At 70.3% G+C, this 20,617-nt stretch carries 18 protein-coding genes and 1 riboswitch; of the genes, 10 read left to right on the top strand and 8 right to left on the bottom strand.

The features are described from left to right. Positions 1-289: 289 nt before the first annotated feature. Genes ACWGIC_RS34130 through ACWGIC_RS34120 form a run of 3 tightly spaced genes read right to left on the bottom strand, consistent with a single transcriptional unit; the run spans position 290 to position 4,693 of the window. Positions 290-2,299 carry an ABC transporter ATP-binding protein gene (locus tag ACWGIC_RS34130; protein ID WP_452080041.1) on the bottom strand — a complete coding sequence of 670 codons (2,010 nt, stop codon included), beginning with the start codon at positions 2,297-2,299 and terminating at the stop codon, positions 290-292. Continuing rightward, the gene (locus ACWGIC_RS34125) at positions 2,296-4,029 is read right to left on the bottom strand and encodes an ABC transporter ATP-binding protein (protein ID WP_452080040.1); all 1,734 of its coding nucleotides are present in this window, start codon (positions 4,027-4,029) and stop codon (positions 2,296-2,298) included. Before ACWGIC_RS34125 ends, ACWGIC_RS34130 begins: the two co-directional genes overlap by 4 nt. 37 nt (positions 4,030-4,066) lie before the next feature. Continuing rightward, positions 4,067-4,693 carry a TetR/AcrR family transcriptional regulator gene (locus ACWGIC_RS34120; RefSeq protein ID WP_452080039.1) on the bottom strand — a complete coding sequence of 209 codons (627 nt, stop codon included), beginning with the start codon at positions 4,691-4,693 and terminating at the stop codon, positions 4,067-4,069. A 98-nt stretch (positions 4,694-4,791) separates the two neighbouring features. On the opposite strand from ACWGIC_RS34120, the gene ACWGIC_RS34115 reads away from it, so the two are divergent. The 4 genes from ACWGIC_RS34115 to ACWGIC_RS34100 all read left to right on the top strand — a co-directional run bounded on the left by ACWGIC_RS34115 (position 4,792) and on the right by ACWGIC_RS34100 (position 7,540). Beyond that, the gene (locus ACWGIC_RS34115) at positions 4,792-5,157 is read left to right on the top strand and encodes a VOC family protein (RefSeq protein ID WP_452080038.1); all 366 of its coding nucleotides are present in this window, start codon (positions 4,792-4,794) and stop codon (positions 5,155-5,157) included. Next, complete coding sequence (locus ACWGIC_RS34110) at positions 5,154-6,104, top strand: S41 family peptidase (RefSeq protein WP_452080037.1); 951 nt, start codon at positions 5,154-5,156, stop codon at positions 6,102-6,104. The genes ACWGIC_RS34115 and ACWGIC_RS34110 overlap by 4 nt, the downstream gene beginning before the upstream one ends. Positions 6,105-6,201: 97 nt before the next feature. Then, a complete protein-coding gene (gene ku / locus ACWGIC_RS34105) occupies positions 6,202-7,074 on the top strand; it encodes a non-homologous end joining protein Ku (RefSeq protein WP_452080036.1) in 873 nt (290 codons plus the stop codon). A gap of 259 nt (positions 7,075-7,333) precedes the next feature. Beyond that, positions 7,334-7,540, top strand: a complete 207-nt coding sequence (locus tag ACWGIC_RS34100; protein WP_452080035.1) for a hypothetical protein — start codon at positions 7,334-7,336, stop codon at positions 7,538-7,540. 201 nt (positions 7,541-7,741) lie between these two features. Here ACWGIC_RS34100 and ahcY read toward each other — a convergent pair whose 3' ends face one another. Next, a complete protein-coding gene (ahcY, locus tag ACWGIC_RS34095; protein WP_452080034.1) occupies positions 7,742-9,202 on the bottom strand; it encodes an adenosylhomocysteinase in 1,461 nt (486 codons plus the stop codon). Between the two features lie 104 nt (positions 9,203-9,306). Between ahcY and ACWGIC_RS34090 the strand changes: the two genes are divergently transcribed. After that, positions 9,307-10,065: a class I SAM-dependent methyltransferase gene (locus ACWGIC_RS34090; RefSeq protein ID WP_452080033.1), complete on the top strand. Its 759-nt coding sequence runs from the start codon at positions 9,307-9,309 to the stop codon at positions 10,063-10,065. A gap of 41 nt (positions 10,066-10,106) precedes the next feature. Beyond that, a riboswitch (S-adenosyl-L-homocysteine riboswitch) is annotated at positions 10,107-10,180 on the bottom strand. A gap of 56 nt (positions 10,181-10,236) precedes the next feature. Here ACWGIC_RS34090 and ACWGIC_RS34085 read toward each other — a convergent pair. The 3 genes from ACWGIC_RS34085 to ACWGIC_RS34075 form a co-directional block, all read right to left on the bottom strand. Next, positions 10,237-11,298 (bottom strand): DNA polymerase IV, encoded by a 1,062-nt coding sequence (locus ACWGIC_RS34085; RefSeq protein WP_452080032.1) that lies wholly within the window; start codon positions 11,296-11,298, stop codon positions 10,237-10,239. A 539-nt stretch (positions 11,299-11,837) separates the two neighbouring features. Then, a complete protein-coding gene (locus ACWGIC_RS34080; protein ID WP_452080031.1) occupies positions 11,838-12,101 on the bottom strand; it encodes a DUF3040 domain-containing protein in 264 nt (87 codons plus the stop codon). Positions 12,102-12,259: 158 nt separating this feature from the next. Further along, complete coding sequence (locus ACWGIC_RS34075; protein WP_452080030.1) at positions 12,260-13,033, bottom strand: right-handed parallel beta-helix repeat-containing protein; 774 nt, start codon at positions 13,031-13,033, stop codon at positions 12,260-12,262. Positions 13,034-13,183: 150 nt separating this feature from the next. Between ACWGIC_RS34075 and ACWGIC_RS34070 the strand changes: the two genes are divergently transcribed. From ACWGIC_RS34070 to ACWGIC_RS34050, 5 genes are all read left to right on the top strand, one after another. Then, positions 13,184-14,971: a serine/threonine-protein kinase gene (locus ACWGIC_RS34070; protein WP_452080029.1), complete on the top strand. Its 1,788-nt coding sequence runs from the start codon at positions 13,184-13,186 to the stop codon at positions 14,969-14,971. Continuing rightward, entirely contained in the window at positions 14,968-15,792 is an 825-nt protein-coding gene (locus ACWGIC_RS34065) for an FHA domain-containing protein (protein ID WP_452080028.1), read from the top strand. Before ACWGIC_RS34070 ends, ACWGIC_RS34065 begins: the two co-directional genes overlap by 4 nt. A gap of 106 nt (positions 15,793-15,898) precedes the next feature. Then, the gene (locus tag ACWGIC_RS34060; protein WP_452080027.1) at positions 15,899-16,630 is read left to right on the top strand and encodes an FHA domain-containing protein; all 732 of its coding nucleotides are present in this window, start codon (positions 15,899-15,901) and stop codon (positions 16,628-16,630) included. 31 nt (positions 16,631-16,661) lie between these two features. Further along, entirely contained in the window at positions 16,662-16,805 is a 144-nt protein-coding gene (locus ACWGIC_RS34055) for a hypothetical protein (protein ID WP_452080026.1), read from the top strand. Positions 16,806-16,885: 80 nt separating this feature from the next. Next, positions 16,886-17,521, top strand: coding sequence for a GTP cyclohydrolase II (locus tag ACWGIC_RS34050; protein ID WP_452080025.1), 636 nt, complete (start codon positions 16,886-16,888; stop codon positions 17,519-17,521). Here ACWGIC_RS34050 and ACWGIC_RS34045 read toward each other — a convergent pair. After that, a complete protein-coding gene (locus ACWGIC_RS34045; RefSeq protein ID WP_452080024.1) occupies positions 17,505-20,588 on the bottom strand; it encodes a discoidin domain-containing protein in 3,084 nt (1,027 codons plus the stop codon). The two genes, ACWGIC_RS34050 and ACWGIC_RS34045, sit on opposite strands and share 17 nt — an antisense overlap. Positions 20,589-20,617: the final 29 nt, after the last annotated feature.

Here is a 20,617-nt window from a genome sequence, read left to right as displayed (position 1 = left end):
CTGATTGTGACTACGCGCGGAAAGGCTTGTCAAGGCGGGAAAGATGCCTTGACAAGCCTTTCCGCGCGTGTTTTTGGCTTCGTATCGGGGTGCAGGGCCGGGTGTGGCTGCGCTGGTGAGCTGGGAGCGCGGGCTGCGGTTGAGGAGGTGGCGCGCGGGGCTCGGGTGTGCTGGTGGGTTTGGGTTCGCGGGTGCGGTTGGGTGGGTGGGTGGTTGTGTGCGTGAAAAAGACCCTTGAGGAATGGGGTTCCTCAAGGGTCTTTTGCGGTGCGGTGGGGGTGGGGTTTGGTTATTCGGTTTCTGCCATGGCTTCTGCGAATTGGGCCGCGTAGAGGCGGGAGTAGGCGCCGCCTGCGTTGATCAGCGTTTCGTGGTTGCCTTGTTCCACTATGTTGCCGTTTTCCATCACCAGGATGACGTCCGCGTCCCGGATGGTGGAGAGGCGGTGGGCGATCACGAAGCTGGTGCGGCCGGTGCGCAGGGAGTTCATGGCGTGCTGGATCAGCACCTCGGTGCGGGTGTCGACCGAGCTGGTGGCTTCGTCCAGGATGAGGATTGCGGGCTTGGCCAGGAAGGCTCGGGCGACGGTGATCAGCTGCTTTTCGCCTGCGCTGACGGTGCCGCCCTCGTCGTCCAGGACGGTGTCGTAACCGTCTGGGAGGGTGCGGACGAAGCGGTCCACGTAGGTGGCCTTCGCGGCTTCGACGACCTCTTCGCGGGTGACGTTGTCCGCGCCGTACGCGATGTTTTCCGCGATCGTGCCGCCGAACAGCCAGGCGTCCTGCAGGACCATGCCGGTCTTCGCGCGCAGTTCCTCGCGGTCCATGGCCTTGATGTCGACGCCGTCCAGGGTGATGCGGCCGCCGTCGATTTCGTAGAACCGCATCAGGAGGTTCACCAGCGTGGTTTTGCCCGCGCCGGTCGGGCCGACGATCGCGACCGTGTGACCGGGTTCGACCGACAGCGACAGGTCTTCGATCAGCGGCGTGTCTTCCAGGTAGCGGAAGGACACGTGCTCGAACTCGACCTGCCCGTGCACGACCTCCGGGCGCTGCGGGTGCTCCGGCTCCGGTTCCTGCTCCTTCGCGTCCAGCAGCGCGAACACGCGCTCGGCCGAGGCCACGCCGGACTGCAGCAGGTTCGCCATGCTCGCGATCTGCGTGACCGGCTGGCTGAACTGGCGCGAGTACTGGATGAACGCCTGCACGTCGCCCAGCGTCAGGGTGCCCGAGGCGACCCGCAGCGCGCCGACGACGGCGACCAGGACGTAGCTCAGGTTGCCGATGAACATCATCGCCGGCTGGATCGTGCCGGAGATGAAAGCCGCCTTGAAGCTCGCCTCGTACAGCGCCTCGTTCTGTTGCCGGAAGACCTCTTCGGCCTCCTTGCGGCGGCCGAAGACGTGCACGAGCGAGTGGCCCGAGTACATCTCCTCGACGTGCGCGTTGAGCTTCCCGGTCGTCGACCACTGCCGGATGAACTGCGGCTGCGCGCGTTTGCCGACCTTGGCCGCGACGTACACCGACAGCGGCACCGTCAGCAGCACGATCACCCCGAGCAGCGGCGAGATGACGAACATCATCACCAGCACGCCCAGAACGGTGAACAGCGACGTGACGATCTGCGACAGCGTCTGCTGCAGCGACTGCGAGAGATTGTCGATGTCGTTGGTGACCCGGCTCAGTACCTCGCCGCGCGGCTGGCGGTCGAAGTAGCGCAGCGGCAGCCGCGCGAACTTCTCCTCGATGTCCTGGCGCAGCCGGAACACCGCGCCCTGCACCAGATTCGTGGTGAGCCGCGCCTGGATGACGCCGAGGAACGACGCGATGACGTACAGCGCGAGCACGATCATCAGCACCTGGCCGACCGCGGTGAAGTCGACGCCGTGGCCGGGCATCAGGTCGACTCTGGTGAACATGTCGGCCAGCGTGTTCTCGCCGTGCGCCCGCAGGCCCTCGATGACCTGTTCCTTGGTCGCGCCCAGCGGCAGATGCCTGCTGCTCACGCCCGCGAAGATCAGGTCTGTCGCCCGGGCGAGCACTTTCGGGCCCAGCACGGTCAGTGCGACGCCGATCGCGCCGAGCACCAGCACCCCGGCCAGTGCCGCCCGTTGCGGGCGCAGCAGCCGCAGCAGACGGGCGAGGGAACCTTTGAAGTCGAGCGGTTTCTCCGCGGGAGCCCCGGCGGACATCATCCGGCCAGCGGGTCCCGCGGCCGGCTGCGGACGCGTCTTGTCGCGCGCGACGGCGGCCGGTTCGTCCGCGTCGTGCGCGGCGGCGGTCTTCGTTTCCTCGCTCACGCCGCCTCCTGCTCGGTCAGCTGCGAAAGCACGATTTCCCGGTAAGTTTCGTTGGTTTCCATCAGCTCGTGGTGGGTTCCGGTGCCGACGACGCGGCCGTCGTCGAGCACGATGATCCGGTCCGCGCCGCGGATCGTGCTGACCCGCTGCGCGACGATGACGACGGTCGCGTCGCGGGTTTCGTCGGCGAGCGCGCGGCGCAGCGCGGCGTCGGTGGCGTAGTCGAGGGCGCTGAACGAATCGTCGAACAGGTAGATCTCCGGCCGGTGCACCAGCATCCGCGCGATCGCGAGCCGCTGCCGCTGCCCGCCCGAGACGTTCGTGCCGCCCTGGGCGATGGGGGAGTCGAGGCCCTGTTCCATCCGTTCCACGAAGTCCTTGCCCTGCGCGACTTCCAGCGCGTGCCACAGCTGTTCGTCGGTCGCGTCCGGATTGCCGTAGCGGAGGTTGCTGGCGACTGTCCCGGCGAACAGATAAGGCTTCTGCGGCACCATGCCGACCGCGGTCGAGAGGTCTTCCGGATCGAGCCGGCGCACGTCGACGCCGTCCACCCGGACGCTGCCCTCGGTGGCGTCCATCAGCCGCGGGATGAGGTTGAGCAGCGTCGTCTTCCCGCTGCCCGTGCTGCCGATGATCGCCGTGGTCTCGCCGGGCCGGGCGAACAGCGAAATGTCCTGCAGCACCGGTTTTTCCGCGCCGGGGTAACGGAATTCGACGCCGGAAAGCTCGAGATGCCCGCGTTCGGCTCCGGCCGGGAGCGGTTCGGCGGGCGGGCGCACGCTCGATTCGGTGTCCAGCACCTCGGTGATCCGCTCGGCGCTGACCTCGGCGCGCGGCACCATCATGAACATGAAGGTGGCCATCATGACCGCCATCAGGATCTGCAGCAGATAGGCCAGGAACGCGGTGAGCGCGCCGATCTGCATGGCTCCGCTGTCGACCCGCTGCCCGCCGAACCACAGCACGGCGACGCTCGACACGTTCACCACCAGCATCACGGTGGGGAACATCAGCGACATCAGCCTGCCGACCCGCAGCGAGACGGTGAACAGCTCGTCGTTGGCGCGGCCGAAGCGCTCGCGCTCGTGCTTGTCGCGCACGAACGCGCGGATCACCCGGATGCCCATGATCTGCTCGCGCAGCACCTGGTTGATCTTGTCGAGGCGCACCTGCATGAGCCGGAAGGCCGACCGCATCCGCATGATGATCAGGCCGACGGCGATGCCCAGCACCGGCACGATCACCACGAGCAGGGACGACAGCGGCACGTCCTGCTGCAGCGCGAGCAGGATGCCGCCGACGCACATGATCGGCGCGGAGACCATGAGCGTGAAGGTCATCGCGGTGAGCAGCTGGATCTGCTGGACGTCGTTGGTGGTGCGGGTGATCAGCGACGGCGTGCCGAACTTGCCGATCTCGCGGGCGGAGAAATCCTGCACCCGGTGGAAGATCCCGGCGCGGATGTCGCGGGCGGCGGCCGAGGAAACGCGGGAACCGTAGTAGACGGCCCCGATCGACCCGGCGATCTGCACCAGCGTGACCAGCAGCATCACCCCGCCGATCTTCATGATGTAGCCGGTGTCGCCCTTGACTAGGCCGCCGTCGATGATGTCGGCGTTGAGCGTGGGCAGGTACAGCGCGGCGATCGTCTGCACCAGTTGCAGCGCGACGACGAGCCACAGCGCGGCCCGGTACGGGCGCAGGAAGCTGCGCAGCAGTTTGACCAGCACGGTCGGGTACTCCCCCAGGTGAGGCGTCGGTTCGGGTCTAGCGTGCCGCGCCGGACGCGGCCAGTGCCGGCATCCCGGCGGCAGCCTCCTTCAGGAGGCCGGTGAAGGTCGATACGAACTCTTTGTCTTCGGAGTCCGAATTGAGCCAGGTTTCCAAGGCGATGCGCGAAGCGTTCTGCACAATGCTCGCCATCATCCGCGCGTGCAACGGGTTTGTATGTTCGCCCGCTCGTTCGGCGATGGCCTCGGCCAGCACGCGCTCGACAGCGGCGTACGCGCGCAGCATTTCGCCGAACAGGGCGACGTTCTGCATCAGCGCGCGCATCCGCCGCACGTCCTCACGGCTCGGACGCGGGTCTTGGACGAACCGGTCGACCGAGGCGTTGACGACCGCGTCCCACAGCGGCTCGTCGGCGGGCCGCGCCAGGAGCGCTTCGCGCACCCGTTCCTGCCGCTCGACGATAAACGCGCAGACAGCTTCCTCCTTGCTGGAAAAGTAGTTGTTGAAGGTGCGCGGGGACACGCCCACCTCGTTCGCGATGTCCTCCACCCGCAGCTGGTCGACGCCCCGTTCGAGCGCGATCCGCAGCGCGGCTTCGGCGAGCGCCCTTCGGGCGGCTCGCTTCTTGCGCTCGCGCAGGCCCAGGGGCGCGGTGGAGGTCACCGGGGCGAGCGTAGCAGCGAAAGTTGCGCGACGCGAAAAATTATGCGGACTGCGAAAAGTTTCGTGTTCGTAAAGCCAGTCTATGCCAGCATGAACACATGTTCGATGGATTGCGCACGATCGTGTATCCGGCCGACGACCTCGCGGCAGCCAAGGAGTGGTGGACCCGCGTCCTCGGCGTGGCGCCGTACTTCGACGAGCCGTTCTACGTCGGATACAGCGTGCACGGTTACGAGCTGGCGCTCGATCCGAACGGCCGCGCGGAGAACGGCGACGGGCCGGTCACGTACTGGGGAGTGCCCGACGTGGAAGCCGCGGTGGCGAAGCTGGTCGGGGAGGGGGCGGCCGAACACGCGGCGGTCACCGACTTCGGCGGCGGGATCCGGACCGCGCTGGTGCGCGCGCCGGACGGAAACCTGGTCGGAGTGATCGAGAACCCGCATTTCCCGGGGACTCCGGCTTGAGAAGAGCGCTGGCCGCGGTCGTCGTACTGGTACTGCTCGGCGCCGGACTGGCCGCGGCCCAGCCGTCGGCGCCGACGCCGCGGACGTATCTCCTCGGCGCGCTGAACCTGCTGCGGCTGCATTCGATCGACCGGGACCGGGTCGACTGGCCGCGCGCGGAGGCGGACGCTTTGCGCGCCGCGGAAGGGGTTTCGACCCTGTCCGGGACCTATCCGATGATCCAGACCGTGCTCGCCGAACTGGGCAACCCGCATTCCAAACTGCTCAGTCCCGCGCAAGCGCAGGCCCCGCCGGCAGCGACGATCGCGGTGCCTTCGAGTCGCGCCGCGAATGGCCTCGCGGTGCTGAAACTTCCCGGCTTCGTCGCCGACGCCGCGGGCGAGGAGCGTTATGTCGCGGCCGGGGTGGCGGCGCTGCGGGCGGTCGAGGCGCAAGCCTTGTGCGGGTGGATCGTCGACCTCCGCGACGACGTCGGCGGGAACATGTGGCCGATGCTGACCGTGCTGGCCCCGTTGCTGGGCGACGGGGTCGCGGGTTCGTTCGCCGGGCCGGGGCGCGCACCGGGCTTCTGGTCCGTCCGCGACGGCCGGTCCTGGTCCGGCGAACAGCCGGCCACGGCGGAGGTCAATCCGGTCCGGCTGAGCCGTCCAAAGCCGCCGGTCGCGGTGCTGACCTCTCGCAACACCGCCAGTTCGGGCGAAGCGACGCTGATCGCCTTCCGCGGGCTCGGCCGGGCAGCCACGTTCGGCGAGCCCACTGCGGGCTTCGCCACCGGCAACGTGGCGTTCGACCTCGCAGACGGGGCGAAACTGCTCGTCACCAGCACCGTCGACGTCGACCGGACCGGGCGCGTCTACGGGGCCTGGCCGATCGCGCCCGATTTCCCGGCGGCGGATCCGGAAGCAGCCGCCCGTGAGTGGCTGCGCACTCGCGGTGGCTGCGCGTAGGCCCCGGACCTGCGTGGACTGTCGGATTCGGACGATCGCGGCTACGGTGGTCACCGAGCGTGAATACGTACCGGCGAACTCGGCGGAGGTGCGCGGCATGCGGTCGATGTGGAAGGGCTCGGTGTCCTTCGGGCTGGTCAGCATCCCGATCCAGCTGTACGCGGCGACCGAGAACAAGAACGTGTCGCTGCGCCAGGTGCACGTCGCCGACGGCGGGCGGATCCAGTACAAGCGGTTCTGCTCGATCGACGGCGAAGAGGTGCCCTACTCCGACATCGCCAAGGGGTACGAGCTGCCCGACGGCGAAATGGTCGTGATCACCGACGCCGACCTCGCCGAACTGCCGCTGCCCACCCAGCGTTCGATCGACGTGCTCGAATTCGTGCCGCTGGAGTCGATCGACCCGATCCGGTTCGACCGCACCTACTACCTGGAGCCGCAGAAGAACGCGGTGAAGCCGTACGTGGTGCTGCGCGACGCGCTGCAGAAAGCGAGCCACGTGGCGATCGCGAAGGTCGCGGTGCGCCAGCGGGAGAGCCTGGCGCTGCTGCGCGTCGTGGACGACGTGCTCGTGATGACCACGATGCTGTGGGCCGACGAGGTCCGGGTCCCGGATTTCCCGTTCCTGCACGAGGATCCGCCGCAGGTCCGCGCGCAGGAGGTGACGATGGCGGGTTCGCTGATCGACTCGCTGTCCGAGCCGGTGTTCGAACCGGAGAAATACTCGGACTCCTACCGGGAAGCGCTCGAAGCGATGATCGAGGCGAAGGCGGGCGGCGGCGAAACGGTCGGCTCGCCGAAACAGGGGGAGAAGGCCGAGGTCGTCGACCTGATGGCGGCGCTGGAGGCGAGCGTGTCGGCGGCGAAGAAGACCCGCGGGCCCGCCAAGGAGGCGAAAAAGGCCGCCGGGGACGGCAAAGCGGCGGCCAAGAAACCGGCCGCGCGGGCCCGGCGGCCGAAAAGCGCCTGAACCTCGGCAGGACCGAAGCGTCCGATGCGCAAGGCGGCTGCGGATGTTCCGTAACCCGGAACAGTGAATTTTCCGGCGCCGTCCAGAAAACGCGGCAGTCACGCGCGGTGAGCTACTGCGGCCGGCTTCACCGGACCGTGGGGCCCGACACGCCGCCGGGTATCCTGCGACAGCGAGTTTTCCAGTGGTACCAAAGAGGAGTCCGGCCCGGAGCATCCGGAGCCGGGGATTCGAAAACCTGAGCGGAAGGCGGCTGAGCATGGAGTGCGCGTTCTGCACGAGCGGCATCGACCACTGTCACGGCACCCTGGTGGTCCACCCGGACCGCGGGTTCGCCGAGTGCACCGACCCTGCCTGCGTTGACCTGGACCGGGTCCGGCACGGCCTGATCATCGACTGTCACACCCTCGACGCCGGCTGCACCTGCACCGGAGCGGCGAAACCCCTGCTGCGGCAGGCTTCCTGACCTCCGGCGGCCCCGGAGGGAACCGGCCCGCGCGGCCCGGGCATCTCTACCCGATCGGGTAGGCGGCCGTGTACAAGCTGCTTGGCGGTGTGCTAACACTACCGGGGGTCCTTCGGCTCTCCCTCCCCCTCGGAGCCGGAGGACCCCTTTTCGCTTTCGCCGCGGGCGGCGGCCGCCGAGCCGCCGCCCGCCCCGGCGACGTCAGTAGCGGTAGTGGTCCAGTTTGTACGGCCCGTCCACGTCCACGCCGATGTACTCCGCCTGCTCCTTGCTCAGCTTCGTGAGCCGGACGCCGAGCGCGTCCAGGTGCAGCCGCGCGACCTTTTCGTCCAGGTGCTTCGGCAGCCGGTACACGTCGTTCGCGTAGTCGCCCGGTTTCCCGAACAGTTCGATCTGCGCGAGCACCTGGTTCGCGAACGAGGCGGACATCACGAACGACGGGTGCCCGGTCGCGTTGCCGAGGTTCATCAGCCTGCCCTCGGACAGCACGATGATCGCGTGCCCGTCCGGGAACCGCCACGTGTGCACCTGCGGTTTGACCTCGGTCTTGACGATCCCCGGGATCTTCGCCAGCCCGGCCATGTCGATCTCGTTGTCGAAGTGGCCGACGTTCGCCACGATCGCCTGGTGCTTCATCCGGCTCATCTGCGCGGCGGAAATGATGCCGAAGTTTCCGGTGGTGGTGAGGAAAATGTCGGCGCGCTCGACGACGTCGTCGAGTTCCACCACCTCGAGCCCGTCCATCGCGGCCTGCAGCGCGCAGATCGGGTCGATCTCGGTCACCACGACGCGCGCGCCCTGTCCGCGCAGCGCCTCGACCGCGCCCTTGCCGACGTCGCCGTAGCCGCACACGACCGCGTACTTGCCGCCGATCATCACGTCGGTGCCGCGGTTGAGGCCGTCCGGGAGCGAATGGCGGATTCCGTACTTGTTGTCGAACTTCGACTTGGTGACCGAATCGTTGACGTTCATCGCCGGGAACAGCAGTTCGCCGCTGGCCGCGAGCTGATAGAGCCGGTTCACGCCGGCCGTGGTCTCCTCGGTGACCCCGCGCATCGCCCCGGCGATCCGGGTGAACCGCTGCGGGTCCTCGGCCAGGCTGGCGGCCAGGGTGCGCAGCAGGATCCGGTAGTCCTCCGGGTCGTCCTCCTGCGCGGCGGGCACCGCGCCGGCCTTCTCGAACTCGGCTCCCTTGTGGACGAGCAGGGTGGCGTCGCCGCCGTCGTCGAGGATCATGTTCGGCAGTTCGCCGCCGGGGAAACGGAACAGCTGGTCGGTGCACCACCAGTATTCGTCGAGGGTTTCGCCCTTCCACGCGAATACCGCGGTGCCGACGGGGTGTTCCGGCGTCCCGCCCGGACCGACGACGACGGCCGCGGCCGCCTCGTCCTGGGTGGAGAAGATGTTGCAGGACACCCAGCGCACCTGCGCGCCGAGCGCGACGAGGGTTTCGATCAGCACCGCGGTCTGCACGGTCATGTGCAGCGAGCCGGCGATGCGCGCGCCCTTGAGCGGCTGGGAGTCCGCGAACTCGCGGCGCAGCGCCATCAGGCCGGGCATTTCGTGCTCGGCGAGGTCGAGCTGGATGCGTCCGGCCGCGGCGAGCGACAGGTCGGCGACAGCGAACTCCAGGCCGTCGACGGTACGCAGGGTGGGCGACATTTTCGGGTCCTTTCCGGGTTTTTCGGGCAGAATCGGGTGCGGATGCGGCGAGCGCATCGGAAAAGGGAAGGTGCGCGCGGTGCGGAGCGGCCAGAATGGCGGGCATGGCAGAGCGCGCGTTGAGTTTCGGAGCGGTGGCCGCGGACTACGAACGGTACCGGCCGGGATATCCCGCCGAACTAGCCGAGCGGGTGCTGGACTACGCGGGCGCGCCGGTCCGCGAAGCGCTCGAAATCGGGGCCGGGACAGGGAAAGCGACCCGGCTGTTCGCGCGGCGGGGGATCGCGGTCACCGCGACCGACCCGGACCCGGCGATGCTCGCCGAACTGCGCAAGCATGTGCCCGCGGACGTCGAGACCAGGCAGGGCGCGCTGGAAGACCTGCGGCCGGACCGGCGGTACGGGCTGGTGTACTCGGCCTCGGCGCTGCACTGGACGGACCCGGCCGGGCGGTGGCCGCGCATCGCCGCCCTGCTGGCCCCGGGCGGGGTGTTCGCGTCGTTCGGCGGACCGATCCGGCCCGTGGATCCCGTTGTGCGGCAAGCGATCGACGAGGCTCAGGCGCCGTTCCTGGAGAGTGCGGAGATTCCGTCGCCGGACGGCACGCCGCCGGGCGGCGAACTGCAGTGGCCGGGCACCGAGCTCGAAAAGTCCGAGTGGTTCGCCGACGTCCGGCAGTTCGCCGTCCCGCAGCGGGAGACGCTGAGCGCGGACGGCCTCGTCGGGCTGCTGTCCACCATCTCCGCGTACCGGGTCCTGCCGATTTCGGTGCGGGAACAGGTTTTGCGGCGGATCCGGCGGGTTGTGCCGGACACCGTCGAGCTGGTCTCCGACCACACGGTCCACCTCGCGCGACGGCGCTGAGGCGGCCGGAATCGCCAGTGGCACGCGACACCTCCTGAACCAGGAGGCGCCCTTCGTTCGAAGTCCCGCGGGCCGAGCGTGGCGGGGAAACCCCGTCGCAGCGCCTCTCGGCCCGGAGCCGCGCCCCGGCGGGCGCGTCGGTTCCACCTTGGCAAGGCCGGTCGGGACCTGTCAAGCGCGCGGGAACTCCGCTCGAACACCGAGCAGCCGCACCGGTTTGCCGAACGTGAAGCGGCCCAGCAGTTCTTGGGCCGCCGCGGCGAGCACTGCCGGATCCGACGACGGTGCGGGCAGCGTCACGCTGTGCGTGTGGGTGAGGAACGGCGCGAACCGCACCTTGACCGCGACGCGCGCGGCGGGACGTCCCTCGTCGGCGACGTCCTGCGCGACGCGCCCGGCGAGGGTCGCGGTCTCCTCGGCGATGATCGCGGGATCGGTGAGATCTTGCTGGAATGTTGTTTCCCTGCTTCGGGAACGCGCGACGTACGGGGTCGCGCTCACCTCGGCGTCGCCGATGCCTCCGGCCAGCAGGCGGTACCACGGTCCCAGCTTCGGCCCGAACCGCGCGGCGAGCGCGTCCGGGTCGGCGGCGGCGAGATCGAGAACGGTCGGGCAACCGGCCTCGGTGAGCTTCTTCGCGGTTTTCCGGCCGATTCCCCACAACGCGTCGGTGGGTTTCTCGGCCATGACATCCCACCAGTTTTCCTGGGTGAGCCGGTAAATTCCGGCCGGTTTCGCGAAACCGGTGGCGAGTTTGGCGCGGAGCTTGTTGTCGCCGATTCCGACAGACGACGACAGCCCGGTTTCTTCTTCGATGCCGCGGCGGATTTCCTCGGCGAGCGTCTCGGGATCGTCGGCGGCGGCGCCGAGGAAGGCTTCGTCCCAGCCGAGCACTTCGACGATCACCGGGAATTCCCGCAGCCGCGCCATCACCCGGTCGGAGACCTCCTGGTAGGCCGGGGCGTCGACCGGAAGGAGCACGGCGTCCGGGCAGCGCTTGACGGCCAGCCGCAGCGGCATGCCGGAATCGACGCCGAACTCGCGCGCCTCGTAGGACGCGGTGGCCACGACGGCGCGTTCGGCCGGATCGCCGTTCCCGCCGACGATCACCGGCCGCCCGCGCAGTTCCGGCCGCCGGGCGACTTCGACGGCGGCGATGAACTGGTCGAGATCGACGTGCAGGATCCAGTCGGACACCGGACCAGTGTGCGGTGCGCGGGGCGGGCGGCGCATCCGGAATGCGGTCCGGTTCCCGGCGGGGTGTTGGTGGTGGGTGGACTTCCGAGGGGCCGGTCTGGCGCGCGGAGGGAGGCGGTGGGGCAGGGAGAGGCTTGGCCAGGTGGTGTTCGGGGGCGGGGCGATCGCATTCGGTGCGGACGGCGGAACCGGATCGGCGGCCGTGGTGGGCGGCTTGCGGTGGGGTGTGGCCGGATGGTGTGCGAGGCGAGGGGAGGCGATTGCGCTCTGGGGGCAGACCGGTGGTCGAGGCAGGTGCCTTGCGGCGAGTTTCGCCAGCCGGTGTGCGAGGCGAGGCGATTGCCCCAGCCTCGGCCGAGGTTGGGGCAGGCCGATGGCGGCGAGTTGCGGCCAGGCGAGGTGCGGGACGACCCAGCGCGGCCGGGTCTAGCTCAGACCGGCCGCAGCGGGGCTCCTCGCAGCGCGCCTTGGCCAGACTGCGCTCACCACCGCGCGAAACCTCGACCGCGGACCGGAATGGCCGAGAACCCACTCCGGACCACCGCTTTCCGGCCAGGCCTGGGTCCAGCCAGTCCTCACCCGCGGCAGCGGGCGATATGCGCCGCCGCCCCGCCCGCGGCGGCGAACAGGGCACACACCGTCAGCGCCGGGCTGGCCCCGGCGATCCCGGCCGCCAGGAGACCGCACGCGGCGATGTCCAGCAGGATCGCGAACGCGGTGAGCAGCTTGGCGGAGCGGGCCGGTTTGCCGCGGCGCAGGGCGGCCGCCAGTTCCGGGTCGCTGGTTTCGAACCAGCGCTCGATCTTGTCCAGCTCGACGCGTTCGTGGTGACTGAGCATGGAGGTCTCCTTCGGCGGCCCGCGCGCCGTCGTGGAGGAAGTACCCGGCCCGCCGCGTGGTGAACCGCGTCGCTTTCGATTCACCCGGCTGCTCGAATACCGCGCTCGATCCGGCGGTTTCGGTCACGGTGTGCTGCCGGCCGGACCGTCCACAAAGGTCACGGAGCGCAACCGGGCTCCGGGCCGGTGTAGCCCTCGCGCGAGGAATCGTCGATGCCGACCTCGCACGGGATCGACGGGTCCACACGGTTGCCCTCGACGTGCGCGCCGGTCGAGTGGATCGCCAGGCCGATCGCGTGGTCCGGGCCGGCCGCGAAGGTGTTGCCGACGATGGTGGCCTGCTGGACATCCTCGAACATCAAAGTCTGCGAAGCGACGAGCGTTTCGCAGAAATTGTCTTTGATCAGGAAATCCGTGGTGTGGCCGTTTCCGTCTCCTTCTCCGTCGTTCGGGCCTTCCGCCATCAGGCACATGTTGTCGATTTTCTCGCAGCGATTCCCTTCGATCCGGATGTGATTGCTCGGCGGGCTGTCGCTGGAGAAGGTCTGCATGCAGTCGGCGTGCGCGCCGTCGCTGTTCGAGGTATGGCTGACAGTGTTGTGTTCCAAGGCGATGTAGTCGCCGAAGAACCGGATGCCGTCGCCGTCGCCGCCTTGCGGTGCGGTGATCGTGGTGTTTCGCAGGGTCACGTGATTGCCGCGGATTTCCACTCCGGGCGCGGACGGTCTGTCGAGGGCGAATCCGTCGACGACGACCCAATCGGCGTCGACGTCGATGCCGCGGACGGATTCCCCGCCGCCGGAGTACACCCGCGGGTGGTCCGGCGTGCCGCCCTCGGTGATGTGCAGCCGGGAACCGTCTGCGTGTGCGGACGGGGCGAAAGCAAGGGCGAGAACGGCGGCAGCCAAAAAGACCGGGGTCGAAAGGCGCATGGGTTTCCTTAGGTCGCTCGGACGGGGACCCGGCGAAGATAGGGCCGGACGGCGGGAGGGGTCCCGGGGCGCTTTCTGCGGACGGAGGCGATGCAGTATCGTTACTGCGAGTTACCTCACAGGGGTCGGAGCACGCCGAGGGGAGCGTCGGTGCACGCGGACCAGCTCATCGCGGACCGGTACCGGCTGCTGGAGCGCGTCGGCAGCGGCGGCATGGGCGTCGTCTGGCGGGCGCACGACGACCGGCTCGGCCGCGAGGTGGCGCTCAAGCAGGCGCGGCTCTCCGACGTGGTGAGCGGGCGGACGCTGCGCCGGGAGGCCCGGCTGGCGGCCGGGGTGCTGCACCCGAACGTGGTCGCCTTCTTCGACGTCGCCGCCGACGGCGACGACCTGTGGCTGGTGATGGAGTACGTTCCGTCGCGCAGCCTCGCCGAAATCCTCGCCGCGGACGGAAGACTGCCCGCGCGCACGGTCGCCGAAATCGGAGTGCAGATCGCGGCGGCGCTCGGCGCGGTGCACGCGCACGGCATCGTGCACCGCGACGTCAAGCCGGGCAATGTCCTGATCGCCTCGGACGGGCGCGCGAAGCTCACCGATTTCGGCATCTCCCGTTCGGTCCGCACGGACGAGACGGTGACCGATTCGCCGCTCATCGGCGGCACGCCGGACTATCTCGCCCCGGAGGTCGCGCAAGGGCATCCGCCCACCGCGGCGTCGGATGTGTTTTCCCTGGGGGCAACGCTTTTCGCCGCCGTCGAGGGTGCGCCGCCGTTCTCCGGCGGCAACGAGTACGCCACGATCCGCCGGGTCGCCGAGGGAACGGTCCCTCCCGCGCGGCACGCGGACGGCCTCGCGCCGACGCTGGAACTCCTGATGCGGCGCGACCCCGCCGAACGGCCGGCCGCGGTGGCGGCGGGGGAGCTGCTGGCCGAGGGGATCGACACGCTGCCGGTCGAGGTGCCGCGCCCGCGCCGCACCCGGCGCGGGCTGCTGATCTCCGGGGTGGCGGTCGCCGCGGTGGCGGTCGCGGTCACCGCGTATTTCGTGGCGCGCCAGCCCAAAACCCCCGACGCGCCGCCGGCCGCGCAGGCGAAGCTCGGGATCGGGCCCGACGTGCGGTCCGCGGATCCGTGCCGGCTGGTCGATGCCGCGCCGCTGAAGCAGTTCGGCGATCCGGAAACGATCCCGGACTACGGGAACTTCAACCGCTGCGACGTGATCCTGCACCAGGGCGAGTTCCAGGCGGACGTCAAGGTCGAGCTGGAGAGCCCTCCCGCGAACGGCGCCGCGCCAGAGGGACCGCAGTCGAAATCCGGGCCGTTCACGGTGTTCTCCTCCTCGTCGAAGGATTCGTGCGGGCGGCTGATCGAGCTGCAGGACCGGTACCAGGTACGCGTCACAGTGAACCGGGACAAGGAATACAACCTCGACCTCTGCAAGGCCGCCGACACCGCGACCGCTTCGGCGACGAAAGCCATGTCCGCGGCCGGGGTTCCGGCGCGGGCGACGGCGTTCCCGGCGGGCTCGCTGGCCTATGTCGACGCGTGTTCGCTGTTCGACGCCGCCGCGGTCGCCACCGTGGCCGGGGTCGTCGCGCCGGTCCAGATCGAGCCCGGTTTCGGCGGCTGGTGGTGCGACTGGAAGAGCCCGGCGACCGACCGCGCGGTCGTCGTCATGTTCGACCGGGACGAACCGCCGGGGGCCAAGACCGGCCAGCTCGTGCGGGTCGGCGGGCACGACGCGTACCTCAAGACCGACGATTTCGCCGACGGCACCTGCCAGGCGGTTCTCGTCTACCGTCCCTACGCCGACGCGCACGGGGCACAGCGGGTGGAGCGGCTGCGGGTCGTGGTGAAAGGGAACGGGCCGCCGGACCGGCTGTGCGCCCCGGCGTCCGCGCTGGCCGGTCAGCTGGCCGGGAAGCTGCCGAAGACATGACCGCGTTTCCCGGCGGCCCGCCCGAAGAACTCGGCCCGGACCACGGCAGTCTCGCGTACGGCGTGCCGCCGTCGCCGCCGGGCACGGTTTTCGCGCTCGCGGTCACCGGCGGCGTGCGGATGCCGCCGCGCGACGGCAGGCGGGTTCTTTTCGGCCGCAACCGCGACGACGTGCACGTGTGCGTGGGCGAGGACGACCGGAAGGTCAGCCGGAAACAGGGATTCCTGGTGCGCCGCCGGGATTCCTGGTGGATCCACAACACCGGGAAGCTGCCGATCCGGCTCCCCGGTTCCCGGCTGCTGTTCCCGGAGGACGAACCGGTGCCGCTGGCGCAGGGCTACACCGCGGCGTTCGTGCGCGGTTCGGCCGGGCGCGAGCATCTGCTCGAGGTGTACGTCGCGGGCGCGGACGGCCGCCGCCCGGATTCGCGGCCGCAGGACGTGACGGAACCGCCGCGGACGTGGCGGCTGACCCCGGACGAACGGCTCGTCCTCGTCTCGCTCGCGCAGCGGTATCTGCTGCAGGACCAGTATCCGCAGCCGCTCGCGTGGCGGCAGGTGGCCGAGCAGCTGTCCGAGCTGAAACCGGAAGCGCGCTGGAGCGGCAAACGCGTCGAACATCTCGTCGGCGCGGTGCGCGCCCGGCTGGCGCGGGCCGGGGTCGCCGGGCTGACCAGGGAAGAGGTCGGCGAACCGGTCGGGAACGCGCTCAACGACAACCTGATCAAGGAACTGCTGCTCTCGACCTCGCTCGTCCCGCCGGACCTGGCGCTGCTCGAACCCGGGGACGAACCGGGAGGGGTCCCGGCCCCTCCTGCTTGACTCCGCAGGCGCGGCGGATCCGGCTCCGCGCCCCCGGCGGGCCGTCGCGGCCGCCCGGCCGGGGCCGGCAGCGGCTCCGCGGGGGGTGTCCGTGGCAGGGGAGGCGATGCGGACGCTGCCCGCGGGACACCCGAGCCTCGCGCTCGGGTTCGCGTCGCCGCCGGGCACGCTGGCGGTGCTGGGACACGCGGGGGGAGTCCTGGTGCCGCCGGCGGCGCGCGGGCCGGTCACGTTCGGGCGCGACACCGGCGAGGTGACGGTGCCGTTCGGCGAAAACGACCGCCGGGTCAGCCGCCGCCACGGCGTGCTGGAGCGGTGTGCGGGCCGATGGTGCGTGCGGGCCACCGGCAAGGTGCCGCTGCGGCTGCCGCGGTCGCGCCTGCTGTTCGCCGGAGCCGCGCCGGTCCCGCTGCCGCCTGGCTATCTCCCGGTGTACGCGCGTGGTTCGGGGGACCGCGAGCACGTGCTGGAGATCCGCGTCGCCGACGGGACGCCGCCGCCGGTCCCGGCCGGGCGGCTGCGGCCGGACGAACGGCTCGTGCTCGCCGCGGTGGCGCGGGGCTTCCTGCGGCGGGAGGAACGGCCGCGCCCGGTGCCGGTCCGGCTGGCCGCCCGGCGGCTGTCGGCGCTGGATCCCGGCGGCGGGTGGACCGCGGCGGTCGTGGCGGAGGTGCTGGACGCGGTGCGGTTCCGGTTCCGGCCCGGGTCGCCGGACGAGGATCTGGTGGCCGCGCTCGTGTCGGCGGCGGTGCTGGTGCCGCCCGATCTGGCGTTGCTGTCGCCCGCGCTGCCGCGGGTGGAGGGCGTGGAGTGGATGCCGTCCACGTGGGGGAGTTAGGCGGTTCGGAACGGCCGGGAGAAGGCCCGAAGTGCCCGCCGTGTTCGAGGTGCTGCCGCGAGGAGCGCGGGCGAGGTCGGGCGGGGCGGGCGGTGCGCAGGTCGGCGAGCCGCGCGGGACCGGTTTCCGCGGCGAACAATTCCGGGCGGTCCGCCATGCCCGCGAGCCCGCGTGACCTTGGCCGCACTCCGGGAACGCGTTTCTGTCGGAGGTTCTGGGTAGGGTCGGAATTGTCCAGGGGAAAGGAGCTGCCCGATGCCGACGGACCCACAGGTGCGCACGCGCGTCCGGATCCCGCTGCGGTTCGGCGACGGTCCCGCGGTCGATGCGGAGGCGGTCACCTTCACCGGGTTGTCCGACGGGCTCGAGCACCTCGCCTTCGTGCTGGGGAAACCCGGTCCGGTGCCGCTGGTGCGGCTGCATTCGGAATGCCTCACCGGCGACGTCTTCTCCTCGGCGCGCTGCGACTGCGGCCCGCAGCTGGCGGAGGCTGTCGCGCGGATTTCCGAGGCCGGCGGGTATTTGCTGTACCTGCGTCAGGAAGGCCGCGGAATCGGGCTGTACAACAAGCTCGACGCGTACGCGCTGCAGGATTCCGGTCTGGACACCTACGCGGCGAACTCCGCGCTCGGCCTGCCCGAAGACGCCCGCGACTACACCGCTGCCGCGCGAATGCTCACCGTGCTCGGCGTCGAGCAGCTGGATCTGCTGACGAACAACCCGGACAAGGCGGCCCAGCTGGCGCGGCATGGCGTCGACGTGCGCGAGCAGGTCCGCACCGGGGTTTTCGCGAACGAGAACAACGTCCGGTATCTGCGCGCGAAAGCCGAGCAGACCGGGCACACGCTCGCGCTGCCGGTGGAGGACTGGTCGGCTAGCTCGGCGGTGTGAGGGCGGAGAGCCGGGCAAGGCCGCCGTCGCCGGGGCGCCAGTCCGGTGTGCGAACGGCCAGGTACCGGACCGGCGCGGTGACCGTGACGGAGGCGGTGCGTTTCCGGTCGGGGCGGCCGGTTTCGGTGTAGGTGATGCCGTCGGTGCTGGTCTCGACGACGGCGGCGGGCACGCGCCCGGGCGTCCAGGCGAGTTCGACGGTCGCGATCCGCAGCGGCGCGCCGAGGTCCACGATCATCCGGCCGCCGGGACCGGGTTGCCACGCGGTCGCCGGGTTGTCGTCGACGGCGGCGTCCGGGCTGGTCATCCCGGGCGGCAACGGTTCGGCGGGGAACGTCGTTGCGCCGAGCGCGCGGTCGTTCAGCGGGTACGGCCGGGTTTCGGCGAAGACGACGGGCACGGTCTGCCGCGGGGGCAGCGCGACGGTGCGCGGACGGCCGCCGGTCGGGGTCACAGTCACGACTGCTGGGAGCAGTCCGGGCGGTGCGGCCAAGTCCACTCGGCTGGCGTCGTGCACCACGACGGTCAGACCGGGCGGTACGGCACCGCCGGACTTGCCGCGCACGGTGAAGCGAGGCGGTTCGATCCGGCCCTCGGCAGGGGCGAGTTCGAAGGTGAACGAGCTGCCCGACGCGGTGGTTTTCTGCGTGCCGCGGTACAGCAGGAGTGCCGTGCGATCCTGTGGCAGGGAAGCATTTCCGGTGACGGTGGTGTCGGAAAGGTTTGCCAGCACTAGGAAATCGTCCGTGACACTCGCGTGGACCCCGGCGGCGGCGCGGGGACGTCCGGCGAGCTTCGGCAGATCGACGCGGCCGGGGTACAGCTCGGCCAGCAGCGGGGCGGGCGGGCCGGCGGAAAGCGTGACGTGGTCGTTCGTGACGGTGACCGGATTCGGGCTGGTGACGGCGATCCCGGCCCGGCCGTCGATGTCCAGCCAGCCCCCGGTGCTGTGCAGCGCGGGCGCCGGATAAGCCGCGGCCGGGGTCCAGGCGGCGCCGTCGGGCGAGGTTTCGATCCGGTACTTCCGTCCGGCGGCCGCCTCCCAGCTCAGGCGGACGCGGTCGAACTTCCGCGGGGAGCCGAGGTCGACGGCCAGCCAGCTGTCCGCGCGCGGACGGTCCGATGTGGACACTGCCCAGCGCGTGGCGGGATTGCCGTCGGTGGCGTACTTCGGCTCCTTGCCCGGCGCGGCCGACGACGCAGAGGCGGTTCCCGCCGGCGCGAGGTCGGGGCCGTCGCCGTCCCGGACTTCGAACGACCAGAGCGAGTAGCCGTACTGCGGATCCGGCTGGACGCCCAGCATGCGCACGTATCGTGCGGTCACCGGCGCGAAGGTCAGGTCGTCAGTACGGGTGCCGGACTGCGCGGGGAGGGTCACCGAGCCCTCGGCGGCGGTGTAGGTGCGGTCGCCGTCGAGGCCGGGAACGCCGGGCATGGCCAGGTTGTAGACGTTGAGCACGCCTTCGTCGGACGCGACGCCGGTGCTGGCATAGACCGCGGTGCCGGTGGGCAGGGTCGCGAGCGCGGCGTATCCGGTGTCGAACCGCAGGACGCCGAAAGTGCCGTCGAATCCGTCGCGGACCTTGCGGTACGTCGTGGCGTGGCGTTCGCGCACGGCGATGTTCGCGGCGGGCAGCAGCATCGGGTTCGCGCCGCCGAGGACGAACAGCCAGTCGTCGTGGTTCGGCTGCCAGGCGAATTTCACGAAACCGGGTTTGGTGACGGTCGCGGCCCACGCGGTGGGGGAGCGGTGGGCCAGCAGGCCGGGCCTGGGGCCGAAGTCGGCGGCGCGGGCGGCGTGAGCGTCGAATTCTTCCTTGCGCGCCGGGCGGATCGGGCCGCCGTGATCGGCGCGCCATTCGTGCAGCAGGTAGCTGATGGCGAGTTCGGCGCGGGCTTCCGGTTCGTATTTCGGTTCGCCGGAGAACTTCGTGATCCGGTCGACCGGCGGGTACGCCTGATACGGCTCCAGCCGCGCGGCCAGCTGGGCTTCGGCGTAAGCGGCGTAGCGGTCGCCGAGCACTTGGGCGCGGAAGGCGAGCGGGATGACGTCGCGGCCGTAGAGGTGTTCGCGGTCGGCGACCATCGGCATCAGCGGTTCGCCGGCGTCGCTGGTCATCAGGAGCATGGTGCGCCACAGCAGTTCGCCGTTCGGCTGGGCGGTCAGCACCTCGGGCAGCGGGACGCCGGCGGCGAGGAAGTGCATCGCGTTGCGGCCGGACGTCCGCCAGAGTTCTTCCTGGTAGTGCGGGCCGAACGAGCCGTGGTTCTCGACCAGGAACGTGTCGTGCAGGTTGGTCGCGGTGTTGCCGCTGACCGGCTTTCCGTCGACCAGCCGGGGATTCGCCAGATCCGCCGCGGGCAGGCCGCCTTCGTTGCGGCTCCACGAACCGAAAGCCGCGCGCCATTCCGGAGCACGCGGATCTTTCGGCGCCCAGGCGAGCGCGGGGGCGAGCGATTGTGCGTAGACGCCCATCTCTTCGAGCTTCGTGTCTCCGACGTACCCGCCGCGCAGTCCGTTGGGCGTCCAGTCGCCGGAAGCGGGGTCGTCGCCGGTGCCGAGGCCGGTCGTGTAAGCCGCCTGTTCGGTCGCGATGCGCTCGACGTTCCGTTGCGTCGCGGCGTCCAGCTCTGTCCACAAGAGACGCGCGGCGAGCTGGAAGTAGGACTGAAAAGTGTTGTCGAAGAAGAGTTTCCGGCCCCATTCGGCGCCGCCGGTGAGCCGGTTTGAGGCGGCGAAGTGCTTGATGGTGGCGAGGGTGTGCGCACGGAGGGTCTCGCGATCGACCCCGGCGAGGGCGGCGTCGTAACCGTCGCGGGTCAACAGGAGGGCGTTGCCGAGGACGACCGCGAAGGTGAAGTCGCGGGCGGGATAGATCCCGGCGGCCGCGTCGAACTGCTGCTCGGCCCAGCGGGTGTGCCGGAGGAGCACTCGCAGATAGGTGGCCGCGACCGGATCGGGGGCGGGCCGGATCGCCGCTCGCGCGGCAGCGGGACTCGAGAGCAGGAGCGCCGCGGCCCCGGCGCCCGCGAGACCGAGCGCTTGCCGCCGGGTGAACCCGTCCATCCCGCGTCCTCCAGCCTGGTGACAACCTT

The sequence above is a fragment of the Amycolatopsis sp. NPDC054798 genome (assembly GCF_053611505.1).
Note: the sequence above shows the minus strand (reverse complement) of the source record. Positions and strands in the feature narration are given on the sequence as shown.

Excerpts from the sequence above, each read along its gene's own strand:
- ACWGIC_RS34115 (WP_452080038.1), top strand. The coding sequence starts at position 4,792 with ATGTTCGATGGATTGCGCACGATCGTGTATCCGGCCGACGACCTCGCG.
- ku (WP_452080036.1), top strand. The coding sequence starts at position 6,202 with ATGCGGTCGATGTGGAAGGGCTCGGTGTCCTTCGGGCTGGTCAGCATC.
- ACWGIC_RS34100 (WP_452080035.1), top strand. The coding sequence starts at position 7,334 with ATGGAGTGCGCGTTCTGCACGAGCGGCATCGACCACTGTCACGGCACC.
- ahcY (WP_452080034.1), bottom strand. The coding sequence starts at position 9,202 with ATGTCGCCCACCCTGCGTACCGTCGACGGCCTGGAGTTCGCTGTCGCC.
- ACWGIC_RS34090 (WP_452080033.1), top strand. The coding sequence starts at position 9,307 with ATGGCAGAGCGCGCGTTGAGTTTCGGAGCGGTGGCCGCGGACTACGAA.
- ACWGIC_RS34085 (WP_452080032.1), bottom strand. The coding sequence starts at position 11,298 with ATGCGCCGCCCGCCCCGCGCACCGCACACTGGTCCGGTGTCCGACTGG.
- ACWGIC_RS34080 (WP_452080031.1), bottom strand. The coding sequence starts at position 12,101 with ATGCTCAGTCACCACGAACGCGTCGAGCTGGACAAGATCGAGCGCTGG.
- ACWGIC_RS34075 (WP_452080030.1), bottom strand. The coding sequence starts at position 13,033 with ATGCGCCTTTCGACCCCGGTCTTTTTGGCTGCCGCCGTTCTCGCCCTT.
- ACWGIC_RS34065 (WP_452080028.1), top strand. The coding sequence starts at position 14,968 with ATGACCGCGTTTCCCGGCGGCCCGCCCGAAGAACTCGGCCCGGACCAC.
- ACWGIC_RS34060 (WP_452080027.1), top strand. The coding sequence starts at position 15,899 with ATGCGGACGCTGCCCGCGGGACACCCGAGCCTCGCGCTCGGGTTCGCG.
- ACWGIC_RS34050 (WP_452080025.1), top strand. The coding sequence starts at position 16,886 with ATGCCGACGGACCCACAGGTGCGCACGCGCGTCCGGATCCCGCTGCGG.
- ACWGIC_RS34045 (WP_452080024.1), bottom strand. The coding sequence starts at position 20,588 with ATGGACGGGTTCACCCGGCGGCAAGCGCTCGGTCTCGCGGGCGCCGGG.